Annotated in this window: 9 protein-coding genes; 5 read left to right on the top strand and 4 right to left on the bottom strand. The window is 66.9% G+C overall.

The window, feature by feature from the left end; genetic code table 11:
* Positions 1 to 9: 9 nt before the first annotated feature.
* The 4 genes from BLV76_RS01235 to BLV76_RS01220 form a co-directional block, all read right to left on the bottom strand.
* Positions 10 to 1,848, bottom strand: a complete 1,839-nt coding sequence (locus tag BLV76_RS01235) for a hypothetical protein (RefSeq protein ID WP_139306430.1) — start codon at positions 1,846 to 1,848, stop codon at positions 10 to 12.
* Positions 1,845 to 2,870, bottom strand: coding sequence for a hypothetical protein (locus BLV76_RS01230; RefSeq protein ID WP_090967494.1), 1,026 nt, complete (start codon positions 2,868 to 2,870; stop codon positions 1,845 to 1,847). The genes BLV76_RS01235 and BLV76_RS01230 overlap by 4 nt, the downstream gene beginning before the upstream one ends.
* 130 nt (positions 2,871 to 3,000) lie before the next feature.
* The gene (locus tag BLV76_RS01225; RefSeq protein ID WP_090967493.1) at positions 3,001 to 3,795 is read right to left on the bottom strand and encodes a hypothetical protein; all 795 of its coding nucleotides are present in this window, start codon (positions 3,793 to 3,795) and stop codon (positions 3,001 to 3,003) included.
* A gap of 206 nt (positions 3,796 to 4,001) precedes the next feature.
* Positions 4,002 to 4,355 carry a hypothetical protein gene (locus BLV76_RS01220; RefSeq protein ID WP_139306429.1) on the bottom strand — a complete coding sequence of 118 codons (354 nt, stop codon included), beginning with the start codon at positions 4,353 to 4,355 and terminating at the stop codon, positions 4,002 to 4,004.
* A gap of 284 nt (positions 4,356 to 4,639) precedes the next feature.
* Here BLV76_RS01220 and BLV76_RS01215 point away from each other — a divergent pair, with 284 nt between their 5' ends.
* The 5 genes from BLV76_RS01215 to BLV76_RS01200 all read left to right on the top strand — a co-directional run bounded on the left by BLV76_RS01215 (position 4,640) and on the right by BLV76_RS01200 (position 13,784).
* Positions 4,640 to 4,942 (top strand): hypothetical protein, encoded by a 303-nt coding sequence (locus BLV76_RS01215; RefSeq protein WP_090967491.1) that lies wholly within the window; start codon positions 4,640 to 4,642, stop codon positions 4,940 to 4,942.
* 182 nt (positions 4,943 to 5,124) lie between these two features.
* Positions 5,125 to 5,502 (top strand): hypothetical protein, encoded by a 378-nt coding sequence (locus BLV76_RS21940; protein WP_139306428.1) that lies wholly within the window; start codon positions 5,125 to 5,127, stop codon positions 5,500 to 5,502.
* A gap of 16 nt (positions 5,503 to 5,518) precedes the next feature.
* A complete protein-coding gene (locus BLV76_RS21935; protein ID WP_139306427.1) occupies positions 5,519 to 6,367 on the top strand; it encodes a hypothetical protein in 849 nt (282 codons plus the stop codon).
* The gene (locus BLV76_RS01205) at positions 6,360 to 7,499 is read left to right on the top strand and encodes a hypothetical protein (RefSeq protein ID WP_139306426.1); all 1,140 of its coding nucleotides are present in this window, start codon (positions 6,360 to 6,362) and stop codon (positions 7,497 to 7,499) included. The genes BLV76_RS21935 and BLV76_RS01205 overlap by 8 nt, the downstream gene beginning before the upstream one ends.
* 381 nt (positions 7,500 to 7,880) lie before the next feature.
* Complete coding sequence (locus tag BLV76_RS01200) at positions 7,881 to 13,784, top strand: DUF3320 domain-containing protein (RefSeq protein WP_090967488.1); 5,904 nt, start codon at positions 7,881 to 7,883, stop codon at positions 13,782 to 13,784.
* Positions 13,785 to 13,859: the final 75 nt, after the last annotated feature.

Raw genomic sequence — 13,859 nt, 5'->3', positions numbered from 1 at the left:
GGTGTCGGCTCAGGCGGCCTCTTCGGCGACCGTGCTGTTCTCCGTCCGAGCCACCAGCAGGTGGCGGGCGTCGATCTCCTTGGCCTGTTCCTTCGTCGGGTCGGTGAACCCCCAGTCGTGCGGGTCGGCCTGGAGGAGCGGGTGCTCGGCCGGACCGAGACCGGTCTCCTCGTGCCAGCTGCGCAGCTGCTCCTCGTTGAACACCGACGCCTTGAGGCCGTTGATGAGGTTGGCCATGGCGAGCCCGGGCAGCCGGTTCTGGCCGCGGCGCATGCGCTGCCTGCTGGGGTTCTTCAGGATCCCGAACGCGCCCTCCACGCTGGAGCTGAGGTTGAAGGCGCGCCGCCAGCGGCGGGTGCCGACGTACTCGCGCTGCATGAGCTTGCGCTGGTGGTGCGGGTTCTTCGGGTCCGGAGTGAAGTCCATGGTCTTGTTGGTGCAGCAGGGGCGCGTCTGCCAGTCCTCGGGCGGAGTGATGATGGGCAGGCCGGCCTCCCGGGCGACGGTGACGTTGTCCGTGCCTCGCGCCCAGCAACCGCCCCTGCCGGCCATGGCCGGGCAGATCCACTTCGAGGAGGGGTTGCGTCCCAGTCCGGACTCCTTGCGGTCGAAGGACCAGTTGGCCTTGAACTCCTCGACGGTGTCGTAGTGCTCCTCGTCCTCGTCCCGGGCGAAGGTCGCCGGCAGGGGGCGCTGGTCCATCGGCGCGGCGGGGCAGTGCATCCAGCCGTACTGCATGACGGCGCCGTTGATGTCGACGCACCCGCCTCCGTCCTCGCGCATGGCGAGGATCTGCTCGATGCCGCGCTGGGCCAGGGGCACTGCCCACCGGTCGGCCTTGAGGTTGGTGTAGAGCAGGTCCCCGGCGAGCCGGGTGATCTTGGAGCGGAGCTGGATGCGGTCCAGGAGCCGCAGCGAGGCGTCCACGACGTCCTCGTTGGCGGGCACGACGACCAGTCCCTCGACGAGCAGCGGCTCCGGCCGACCGGTGGAGTTCGGGTCGGCAGTCCGGACGACGGTGTGCTGGTGGAAGCCGTAGCCGACCTCCTTTTGGCCGCCCTTGCCGGTCTTGTAGCCCCACGCGGCGTCCAGGCAGTGGCGCAGCCGCGTCGTGGCGGCGCCCTTGGGTGCCGGTGTCGTGTCGTCGTCGGCGACGATGCTGGTGACCTGCAGGGCGGTCTCGACGTCCTCGCTGACGGCGTGAGCGGTGCCGGCCGCGAGGCGCTTCTGGGCGTTGCGCTGCTCCATCTTGGGCCCGATGTTCCACGACCACTGGCCGGTACCATCGATGGTCACGGTGCTGCACGTGCGGGGGATGACGGAGACCTTGATGAGGCGGTCCACGGCGTCCTCGACCAGACTCCGCCGACGAACCCGCTCTCCTGGAGGGAGGTCCGGCGCGGATCCGTGCCCGTAGTCGAGGCGGTCGCGCAGCTTGTTGGTGGCGTTGACGAGGTCGTCGTAGCCCAGGCGCTCGTACCCCAAGTCGGTCCAGATCTCCTTGCGCGGCTTGCCGTTCTTCGTCAGGCGCGCCGCCTCGGGGTCGTGGGCGGCACGCGTGGTCTCCTTGGTGGTGGTGAGGGGGCGCAGGACGCCGAGCTCCCACTGCATCTCCCGGGGCAGCGCCTGGGTGAGGACGTCATAGACGCCCTTGACCGTGGTCTCGTGGCCCATCCGGGTGCACAGGATCACGCCGATCACCCAGAGCCGGGTGTTGTCCCTGATCCGGCCCTTGCGGCCGCGCTGCCCTGCGGGCGTGGGCGGGGCGAGGACGTCCATTACGTTGCTCTCGTCGACGATCCACAGGGTGCGCTCGACCATCGGCCGGGTGAGGCGCTTTGCGCTCATCGCTGCTCACCGCGCATCCCGGCGCTGGGTGCCTCGGTGAGGCCCTTGTGCGCCAGCCAGGGCCCCAGGTGGGGCTGCAGCTCGGCGAGGGTACGGGCGGACTTCAGCCCGGCCGCCTGCAGGATGACCGCGAGGGGGATGGAGTCGGTCATCAGGTCCGCGATCCAGGTCGCGCGCAGGCGGGCGGGCTCGATGTGGGGGACGTTGTGCAGCGCGGCGCGCTCGGTGGCGCGGGCGGCGGTGTTGCGGCGGTCCTGCTTGCGGCCGATCAGAAGCTTGCCGGCCGGCTTGCCCTTGAGGGCGTCGCGCAGCAGGGACTCGAACGGCCGGCGCAGCACCACGACGCGCGGGCGGGGCCGCTGCACGTGGATGCGGATGCCCGCCTCGCCGAGGTCCTCGATGTTGTCGGTGAGCAGGTCGCGCATGTCGACGCTGTCGAGACCCGCGCCGCCGCTGAGTGCGACGACGATGGCCAGGTCGCGCTGGCGGGCTGCGGTGGGCTGGACCCGTGCCGCCCGCGTGATGACGGCGAGCTCGGCGGGGGAGTAGCAGGGCTTGACCGAGCTGTGCCCGATCGGGGTGAGCTTCGGCGGAACGCCCGGCCCGGGGTTGGCGCTCCGCGCCAGCGCCAGCAGTCGACGCCGGCGCTCGGCCCGGTTGTGCTCGGTCTCCTCCGCCATCTCAACGCGGACGTACTCGTCGATGAAGGCGGTGGTGAGGAGGGCGGTGACCTCGAGCGGCAGCCCACGCTTCAGGGCGAAGCAGGCCAGCTGCGTGATGTGGTTGCAGTGCTTGCGAACGCTCTCCTTGCCGTGCAGGCTCGACGCGGTGATGGCGTCGACTAGGAACGGGCGGACCTTCTCCATCGTAGTGTCGCTGACGCGGGCGGGCACGTAGGCCTCGATGACCGCGAGGACCTCGGCGGGCAGCTCGTCGTTCTTCGGCCGGGTCTCGACCTCTTCCCGCAGCCGGGCGACTGCGGCCTTGCTCGGGCGCTTCGTGCGCTTGGGATTCTTGGCCATCAGGCCGTTCCTCTCATCCAGTCACCCGTCATTGGCGGGCGATCTGGACGTGCACCGTGCCGCCGGGACGCCGGTGTGCAATCGCTGCACGCCAGCGGCCGAATGGGTCTGGCAGGGCGACTCCGCAGCCTCAGGCCGGGCCTCGAAGAAGGTCGTGGTGCGACGGAACGGGGACGTCGGGCAGGTCGCGCACGCGGGTGAACCCGAGGTCTAGGTCGCGGCGCGACAGCCCGTAGTCACGGATCACGATGGCGAGGGGTTGATCGGTGTTCAGGGTCTCGTGCGTGACGCAGGCCTTGAGCAGGCGCTGGGTCATGTTCCACCCGTACCGGCCCGCGAACTCACGAGCCGAAGTCCAGTCGTGTGCGCTCGCACCGGGGCCGGCACCCTGACCGCGCCGAGCCTCCCGGGCTGCAGAGATGGCCGCGATGAACGCGACGCCCTCGGCGTCGTCGACCATCGCGTGCGCGTGACCGAGGATGCGGTGCATGGTGTCGACTTCGGTGTGCGCGACCAGGTTGTCCGTGCGCGCCTCGGGTGACCGCTTCTCCGCGCGCCAGGGCAGGCCGCGGTGGACGGCCTGCAGGCGTCGGGTGATGCCGCGCTTGTTCTCCTTCGTCTTCTCACCCACCTCCAGGGACGTGTCGAACGAGAGCAGGGTGACGTCGCTGAGGGCCTCGTCCAGAGTCACGGGTCGTCCGCGCTCGATCAGGTGCGCGACCACCGCGCCGAGCAGCTGGATGTCCTTCTCCACCCGGAGCCGCGTCAGAGCGCCGGCGCGGAGCACGAGCTGCACCGCGTCGTCGGCGATGAGGGCCCAGTTCTCCTCGCTCACGCTGGTGGGTCGGTAGGCCGTCAGGAAGCGGTGGAGCTCCTCGGGTGCGTCGATGGAGTCGGAGGTGTTGGTGGCGTCGTGTTCTGTCATGGCGCCGACCGTCCGCCGTGGTCGTCGCTCCGCAACCACCGCCCTTCATGGCCGCGAGGCGGCTATCCGTCCGTACACATCGGCGATGTGTACACGCGGATAGCGCACTGAGTCGACCTCCGTTGGCGCGCGGCGCAGGGGCGGCGCGATCCGCAGAACAGTGGGGCGGGCCGAGTCGGCCCGCCCTACTGCGTGATGTCCGGCCGTCAGGCCGCGAGCGGTGAGCCCGAGTCTCCGCCGTTGTGCAGCGCGATGGCGTGGCACAGGCTGCAGGTCGCGGCCGTGACCATCGGGTGGTGCTCGGCCCCCACCTCCTCGTCGTCCCAGTCACCGACGTGGTCCTCGTAGGCGTCGGGGAACTCGTCAGCGAGGACCTGCTCCACCTCCAACTGCAGGAAGTAGAGCTCGATGTGCTCGTCGAGTCCGTGCGACCGGTACTCGGCGACGAGGTGCGCCACTGGCTTGCGGGTGTACAGCAGGTTCTCCAGGCGTCGGCGCCGCTTGACCTCGGGGAGGTCAGTGACGCGTCGACCCGCTGGGCTCAACTTGTTTGTGGACATCCGCCCTCCTGGGGCGTTGGTGCCCGGACCAGCCCGTATGCCGGGCCGTGGCACGGAGCGGCGAAGCGCTCGACGAGCACCGTTCGCGAGTGAAGCCGCGTCCCAAACCGGCGCTGGCACGAGTCGTTCCGGCACGTCCCTCGCTTTGCGTCGCGTGGTCACCAAGCCGTGAACAAGCCGTCCACGGCGGGTTGTGCAGCGTTTGCACGCGGCCGGACCCCGCCGCACGGTCCCGTCTCGCCACGGCAAGCAGCCGGGCATCGACCAAGACAAAGGACCAAGCAATGGACGCCTTCGACATCTTCACCCCGACCAACACTGACGGCCGCCTCACCGCCCTCGCCCTCCGGGACATGAACCTCCGCGCGGTCGTCGCCCTCGACGGCCTCCGGCTCGTCGCTCAGGGAGCCAAGACCTCCTCCGGGTGCTCTTCGACCGTCGTCGGCCCCAATTACCAGCCGAGGGACGAGAAGGGCCGGTTCGTCGCCTACTGGATGCTCTCCCTCGAGATCCTCACCGACTTCGCCGACATCGAGTACGAGCACGGACTCGAGGACTACCTGGACGAGCCGACGGACACGCCCTGACTGGACTGTCGTAGGTCGCAGCCGCCAATAGCCGGGGTGCAGTTCGATGAGCGTGATTCAGAGGCTGACAGACCTAGCAGTCATCGGCACCGGACGTCGCCCGCTTCCGAGAACGTCGTATGACTCTGACACGCACAACCGTCTTTGCCACGCCACTAACCGCGTATCGCTACTGTTGCGCCATGAAGCGGTGGTCTTACGACCTTGCCCTGGCCGTGGCTGCCGGCCTGATAGTGCTGGCCGTGACCGTCGGACTCGACTGGCTTGATGGCTGGCAAGCATGGGTAGCAGCGGCGGCAGTCGCGCTCGTGACCCTCGCGCTGCTGTTCTATGTCGCCCGACGCAGGGTCGGTTCCGAAAACGAAAACAGTTCGTACAACTTCGCTAGTGGTTTGCGGGCGAAGACGGATCTGGAGGTTCGGGACACGTCCGTCGGCTCCGCGGGAGACGCCGCGAGTCACGTGTCCGACTCAAAGGCCGGAGGTTCGATTCGAATCACTGGATCGAAGTTCACGCACAGAGATTCGCGGGGCGATCGGAGCAACGACGCGGATGGGTGACGGGACGCTCCCTGAGGTGCTTCAGATCGATTGGCGGGACCTGAAGTCTCGAATCTCGGAGCACATCGCGACCGTGACGGGAGTCATCCATGTGCGGGTTCCGGATGCGCAGGCCGCTGAAACCGTCTTCATTCGCACGTTGACTGAGCACTGGATCAATGAGCACTGGGACGATGACGAAGTCGTCGTCGTCCACGTCGATCCGTCTGATCCCGCGACTCATCACGTCGCTGGACTTGCGCAGAAGATTGCAAACGCCTGCGGGTTGTCGTCACCTGAAGAAGTTCACGGTGCTCCGTTGATTGAGATAATGAAGGATCTGCGCGCGCGAGGCGACATTGAAGTCAGAGATAACGACATCCGGGTCGTCGTAAACCAATACAAGGGTTTCGACAGCGCAGACCCCCTTGAAGTCCTGCGCGCTGGACTCGACGAGTTTCTGGTCAATCGGAAGCTTGTGATCGTTTTTCGAGATGTCCAATTGCTCAGCGAGCGCTCTCGGGTTACCCTATGCCGCGAATTGTGGAAGAACTGCCTAGCCGACTTTGCCGATTCTGGTGTAATGGCATTGTTTCTTTATGCGAGTGACTGCGGACTGGACATACCTGACGGAACTGGATTTCCGCCACCTGCGACCACCGTTATCGACCTTCCTGTCAGGATTGGACCTGATGATCAGCCGGATGCGATCGATGATGTGGCTGACATCGCTCTCGGCGCGGGGTGGTTCGTGACCCAGCCGGAGGCGCACGCTTTCGCAAGAGGACTCGTGATTGGCGCTGAGTCGGTGCGGTGGGTGCACACAAGACTACGCGTCTTCGGAGCCCTCCAATCGGGTTCAGAGCCAGGCGGATCTCATGACTGAGGCACTTGCCGCCGGAATGCCCAATGACATCGATCTGGTGCGTGGGATGTCCGAACGTGAGGATCGGGGGCTAATGGCGTTGTCGGTGCCAGAGGCAGTCACGGACGCTCTTGCAGTTAGCCTGCTTGAGGCATGCGGACTGGGCCAGTCAGCTCGAAGATTTGCAGGTCTAATTCGATCGTGCGCTTTCGTTGTGGACCGAAACGGCGAATGGCGTCTTAGTGACGACGCCAAAACGTATCTGCAACCATTGTGCTTCCAGGCAAAGGAGCTGTGGTTCGAAGTCAACTCGATTCTGTTCGACCTAGCGAAGTCTGCAGGCGCGAGGGACGAGAGCCTTCCGACCTACTTGAGGGACCCGGCTGGCCGCGCGTATCACTTGGCGGCCATCGATCCGGAAGCCGGAACGGCCACGTACTCGGACTTGGCGGTTGCGGCAGAGTTCGATGGGGATCAAAGCACCACGTGGCTCGCCAACCGTCTCGCCCGTGATCAGCAGCAACTAGGCGTGCTGCCTAACGAGTCAACTGCTCTCGACTTCTTGAACGCGATGAGTCTGTACAGCGACGGCGCTCGAAGCGCGGCGATTGAGGGCCTCCGCCCGGTCGCAGCAGCGAAAGGCGCCTCGATGCCGATCGCAGTGGCATGTCACCTCGTTGGGCGTTGGGACGGCGACCGCCGGTCTGATGTCGACTATCGCATTGCGGTAAAAATGCTCCGTCGGAGCATTCGCATCGGCGAGCAACTAGGCAACGCGTTGCATGTCGCCCAAGCGCAGCACAGCCTCGCATTGATTCTTCTCATCAACGATCGCGAACAGAAGCATCAGGAAGCTCACGCTTTGCTCGACAAGAGTCTGCAGACCTTGCTTCGGGAGCATGACTCGTTCGGCGCTGCAAAGGTCCTGCACACCTATGGGCAGTCTTTGGGGCGTAGCAGTCGGGCGTCAGACTGGCGTCAGGCTCAAGGCATGATGCTGCAAAGCCTCCGCATCGGCGAAGCCTTAGGCAAGCGGCGGCACGAAACGCTCGTGATGCGGTCTTTGGCTGACCTACTCGACAAGACGAACTCGAACCTTGCGGGGACCGTGCACGTACTGGCTGATCGCATGGGGTCCCGCGACATGCGCTGAGTCCGACGAGCCCTCTTCGCGATCCTTGCCCTGCAAGCAGGGGTATCCGCGTCGTCATTGCCCCCGACTGTCTCCGCCTCATGAGCTGCAAGCGTGTCGCCCCGTCAGCGGCCCGTCCCACGGGGTCGACGCCAGGTTTCGGCCGAGGGACGAGTTCCCGCTTGTCGCCTGCTGGCTGCTGCACCCTCGAGATCGACAGCGACCTCGTCGAGATCGAGAATGACTACTTCCATTGCGCGTAGACGTCCGGCAACACCACGCGGAGGTTCGTCGCCTGCAGGGCTGCCCGTAGCCGTACGAACGTGCCTCACGCGCCGGCTCCGTGTGTAAGCCTGTCCTCTGGCCGCTGGTAGGCGGCCGTTTTCACCGTGGAGGCATCTCGTGGCAGTTCAGGTCCGCATCGACGTCCGGATGTGGGAGTTCGTCAGCTTCGCTATGGCGCACAACTCGGTCGACTTTTTGAAGAGCATCAAGCTCTCCCGCCTACCAGACGATCTTGAATGCATCGCCGTCTCCATCGCCCTGGCTGACCGCGGCACACCGCTGAGCCGGCCGTGGGAAGCGGAAATCCTGATCCACCGCGGAGAGAGCGTGGACTTCACGCCATCGGTAAAGCTCGATCCGGCGGCGATGTGGGCGATCGAGGAGGACCGGACCGGAGAGGTGACGATCAGGGTCAGCGCCGATGACATCCTCATCGGTGAAACGAGCCGGTCGATCAGCGTCGTCAGCCCACGCTCGTGGCGGTTCATCGAGGACCAGCCCGAGCTCACCCATGAGCTGCTCGGCTCCTACGTCATGCCGAACGACCCGGCCATCACCGCGCTCGTCGCGGAGGCGCGCACGCTCCTCGAGCAGCGCACCGGCAGCTCCGCGACGCAGGGTTACCAGTCTGGCGAAAAGCGTGTCGACGAGATCGTCGAGGCGATCTGGGACGCGGCACGCAATCGGGACATCGCCTACAGCAACCCACCTGCCAGCTGGACCGCGGAACAGAAGATTCGGACGCCGGAAGAGGTGCTTGTCGGGCGAGCCGGCACCTGCCTCGACACGACCGTCGTTCTAGCCGCGGCCCTTGAGTCCGTCGGCATCAACACCACGCTCTGGTTGCTTCGCGGGCACGCATTTCTTGGCGTGTGGCGACACACGATCGACGACCTCACACCGATGAGCACCGGAATGCCCGCCACCGTCGACGCGTCCGGGCTGAAGAATCTGATCGACATCGGCGCACTGCGCATCATCGAGACGACGCTGGTCGCGGGGGGAGCCAACAGCGCACCTCTCGACCACGATGGCCACCGCAAGGCAGTGATCACCTACCTCTCCGGCGACATGTCCCAGGTCGACGGGGTGGTCGACGTCTACGCCTGTCGCAGGAGCCGAATCCTGCCGCTGCCGGCCACACACCACCGCGCGGACGGCGTGGTCGAGGTCGTTGAGTACCGGCCCGAGACCCACTCCGGGCAACACTTCGTCGCCGGCTCCGTCCCGGCTGAGGAGCAAGCCGGCGTGGACGGCCGGGGACGAGCAATCCCGCCGCGGGTTCAGCGGTGGAAGAACAACCTCCTCGACCTCTCTCTGCGCAACAAGCTCATCAACTTCACCGAGTCCGGGACCGTTGCACTCGCGATACCGGACGGCGCCTTGCCGCACGTCGAGGACCTGCTCAATGCTGGCAAGCCGATCACGCTGCTGCCCTCCGATGGGCACGATCACATTCAGCGCGCCCGCGGCGTCCAGTTCGGGGCGCACCTGCCGCAGGACCAGTTGCACGAGTTCCTCGACAAGGGCCAGGTGTTCACGCCGGTCAGTAGCGACACCTACCTGAGCCGGTTCCGAGGCCTGGCATACAAGGCGAAGACCATTGTTGAAGAGACCGGTGCCAACAACCTCTACCTTGCCCTCGGCTCGCTGAACTGGTCGGTCGCGCCAAAGCAGGGCGGTCCGCGGCGTGCCGTGAAGTCGCCGCTCATCTTGGTGCCCGTGACCCTGGTTCCCGGTCGGCGCGGCGGGCACTACCAGCTGGTTCTGGACGAGTCTGGTGCGAGCACCCCGAACTTCTGCCTGATCGAGAAGCTGAGGCAGGAGGAGAAGTTGTCCATCGCCGGCCTCGAGAACCCGGTCGAGGACGAGCACGGCATCGACCTTGCCGCGGCCTTCGACGCCGTGCGGAAGGCGCTCGCGGAGAACGGACTCGACTTCCACGTCGACGAGACCGCAGACCTTGCAATCCTGCAGTTCGCGAAGTTCCGGCTCTGGAAGGACCTCGACGACAGCTGGGAGCAGCTCGCCACCTCCCCGCTCGTCCGGCACATGATCGAGACGCCGGGGACGGACTACCGCGACCCGGCCGCCGACGCCGAGCTCGGTGACCTCAACGAGCTGGATGCCTCCTGCCCCATCCCGGCGGACGGATCTCAGCTGGAGGCGATCGCCGCGGCTGTTGCCGGAAGGACGTTCGTCCTTGAGGGACCTCCTGGGACAGGCAAGTCGCAAACCATCACCAACTTGCTCGCGCGGGCGATCGCCGAGGGCAAGAGGGTGCTGTTCGTCGCGGAGAAGCGGGCGGCCTTGGACGTTGTGAGCGCCCGCCTTGACGCGATCGGACTCAGTCCGTTTTGCCTGGACCTGCACGACAAGTCCAGCAAGCCGGCCGGAGTCCGGGCGCAGATCCTGCAGGCGCTCGACCTCGCCCCGGTCATCGACGAGCAAGGCTTCGCCGTGCAGCGCCAAGATCTCGACGCCTCGGCCCGTGCCCTCGACCTGTACGCCCGGCGTCTACACGAGAAGAACTCCGCCGGCTTCTCCTACTACTCCGCCCGCACCCAGGCCCTGGCCGTTGGCGAGGAGACGCCGGCGCTGCCGGTCCCGGTCGACGCGCTCAGCCGCCTTGCCGGCGAGGTCACCTCGAACTTGAGGCATCTGCTGGGTCGGCTCAACGAAACCGCAGATCTAGCTGTCCCGCGCGTGCACCACCCGTGGGGCTTCGTACAGGGCCCCGGCGTCGCGGTCGAGGAGCTCAAGGAAGCCGTGCGCCGCGCCGACACCGCCGCGCACCGGCTCACACAGGCGCCGGGTCTCCTAGGCGCGGCGTTGGAAAGCGTCGGATCGCCGGCCGATCTGCAGATCCTGCGCGCCGTGCTCACCGGACCCGCGGTCGGGCTGCGCGACCTGGACGAGGTCCGGACCCGGTCCTGGGCGGAGCGGCGCACGCAATACGAGCAGCAGCTCGCCTCGTTCACCGCGTCTGCTCATCCCGGCCTCGATCGGGCAGACCCGATGGTTCTCAACCTGCCGCTGGACCAGGTCCGGGTCGAGGTCGCCACCGCAGTGAATTCGGGCTTCTTCGGCCGCAAGAAGCGAATCGCCGCCGCCCTTGCGCCATTGGCGCCGCACCTGTCGGCCATGCCGAAGCGGAAGGAGGCATTGCCGCTGATCGACGCGCTGCTCGAGACCCGCAGCCACGCGGCCCAGCTCTCGCCGGCCCTCCACATCCTGCCCGCACTCCGATCGCCAGATCCCTGGAACCCGTGGGACCCTGCCACGCAGCAGCAGCTCCAGGACCACATCGCCTGGCTACTGTCGGTGGCGAGTGCGGTCGAGCCGGACAACGTTGCCACGAACCCTTACACCGCCGCTCTGCGCTCGTACCTTGAGGCCGACATGACGGCCCCTCAGGGTGTCGTGGACGACATTGCCGAGCTCGTGCTCGCCCTCGACCACCTGCACCAGGCCGCACCCGGCGCGAACCTAGTCGGCTGGCTGGCCGGCGCGCCGCTGCTGCGCACCTGGTCCGAGGGCCGCGCGGCCCGCGAGTCTGGCGCCGAGCACAGCATGGCGTTGACCCGGTGGCTGAATCATCTGCAGGCACTCGAGCCGCTGCGCGAGGCGGGCCTGCACGAGGCCGCCGACCAGTTGCGCGACGGCATCATCCCGGCGCACCTGGCGGCGAAGGCGTTCGAACGCGGCATCGCCGAGACTTCCTTGGTCGAGCGACGTGGTGCCACCGGCCTCGACGTGTTCGACCCGGGTGCCCACAACATGACGGTCGCCCGCTTTGGGGTGTCCTCCGGATCGGTCCGTGACCATCTCCGCACCGTCATCCCGCAACAGATCGTCGCGGCCCGCCCGTTCTCGGCCACCGCGGAACGCGGCCAGGTCAACGAACTGCGACGACAGCTGGGACGTCAGCGCGGTGGTATGAAGGTCCGCGCGCTCTTAGACCGGTACGGCGACTTGATCACCCAGCTCATGCCGTGTGTGCTGGTCAGTCCGGACTCGGTGGCCCGCTTCTTCCCGGTCGGCTCACAGTCCTTCGACTTGGTCGTCTTCGACGAGGCCTCACAGATCCGTGTCGCAGACGCGGTCGGGGCGATCGGCCGGGCCGAGGCGGTGGTCATCGTCGGCGACAGCAAGCAAATGCCGCCAACCTCGGTCGCGGAGTCCGCGGTCGACAACGAGGAGAGCCAGGAGCTCGACGGCATCCAGCTGGTCGCCGACGACGAGAGCATCCTGACCGAGGCTGTCAGCACCGGACTTTTCAGCCGCTCGCTGACCTGGCATTACCGCAGCCGCGACGAGGCGCTCATCGCGTTCAGCAACGAGCACTACTACCAGAACCAGTTGTCGTCCTTCCCGACGCCGCCGCCCGAGCTCGACGCCCACGGCCGTCCCACCGCGGGGCTGAGCTTCGTGCGGGTAGACGGCACATTCCTGCGCAGCGGCACCGGCAAGGCGCTACGGACCAATCCGGAGGAGGCGTCGCAGATCGTCGCAGAGATCCGGCGACGATTCGCTCTGTCCCCGGACCAGCCACCGTCGATCGGCGTCGTCACCTTCAACGCCCAGCAGCGCACCTTGATCGAAACGATGCTGCGTGACGCCGGCGACGAGCGCATCGTTGAGGCGCTCGACGGAAGCAACGGTGAGGGCCTCTTCGTGAAGAACCTAGAGAACGTCCAGGGCGACGAGCGAGACGTGATCCTGTTCTCGATCGCGTTCAGCAAGAACGAGAAGAACGTCCTACCGCTCAACTTCGGTCCGCTCGGCCTCGATCGCGGGGAGCGGCGGCTCAACGTCGCTGTCACCCGCGCGCGGCAGCAGGTGATCATCTACTGCTCGTTCGACCCCTCAGACTTGCGTGCCGAAGACACGAAGCATCTAGGCATCAAGCACCTGAAGAACTACCTCGAGCTCGCACAGCGCGGAACCGAATCACTGGCGAGTACCTCGTCGCGCGCCGTCGTCGACCGGCACCGCGACGAGCTCGCCGTCGCGCTGCGCACCCGCGGGCTGGTGGCCACCACAGATCTGGGGCTGTCCGAGTTCAAGATCGACCTGGCCCTGGCGACCGCCGCTGCACCCGACGAGCCGGTGGTGGCGGTGCTCCTCGACGGCGAGGGATGGGCTCGACGCCGCACGGTCGGCGACCGCGACGGGCTCCCCGTCACGGTGCTCAGCCAGATGATGCGCTGGCAGGCTGTCGAGCGGGTGTGGCTGCCCGAATGGCTGCGTGACCGGGAAGCAGTGCTCGACCGGCTCGTCGACTCCGTCCGGCGCGCCCGTGCAGGGGAGCCTGCGCCCGTGTTGGTCCCGGAGCCGACCCCTGCCCCGGTGCCGGCCGCTTCGGCTGCGCCGGTGGCTGCGGCAACCGGTGCAGCAGCGGCGCCGGCGTACGCCGCGTTCCCACCTGATGCCGGCGGGCGGATCGCGTCAATGCCCGAGGGCCTGAATGGGGCGTCGCCTTACCGCCGATGGACGCCGGAGTTGGCTGGGGACGTCAGTTGGCTGGACAACCTCCATGACCCCAGAGCGCGGACCCACGTCCGCAACGTGATGGCGACCATCCTGGAGACCGAGTCGCCGATCCTGCTGACGCGGCTGAGCAAGCTCACGGCGAACGCCTTCGGGCTGTCCCGCGTCACCCCAGGGCGGATCGAAGCGATCTCCGCCCAGGTGCCCCCGACACAGCGAGACAGCTTCGGCTTCGCCTGGCGGGAGCCGGCCGACATTGCGACCTTCACCGGGTTCCGAACGGCGACCAATGACGAACCGCGCGTGCTCGAAGAGATCCACCCACTGGAGATGGTGAACGCGATGGTAGCGATCAGCCGGTCCGCTTGGGGGATCAGTGAGGACGACCTGTATGCCGAGACGCTCACCCAGTTCGGCTGGAAGCGGCGGACCGCACCCGCGGTCGCACGTCTCCGCTCAACCCTGCACATGGCGCTGGACGACCAGTTGCTCGTTTGGGACAACAACGGACTGATCCGGGAAGGCTAGTCGGTCGGCGTTCTTCGGTTGACTGGTGTTGTCAGACGCTTCTTGACATACCACCTCCACGACACCGACCTCGCG

The organism is Nocardioides exalbidus, assembly GCF_900105585.1.
GTDB lineage: Bacteria > Actinomycetota > Actinomycetes > Propionibacteriales > Nocardioidaceae > Nocardioides > Nocardioides exalbidus.
The sequence above is the reverse complement of the archived record's forward strand: the minus strand, read 5'-3'. Positions and strand labels throughout refer to the sequence as shown.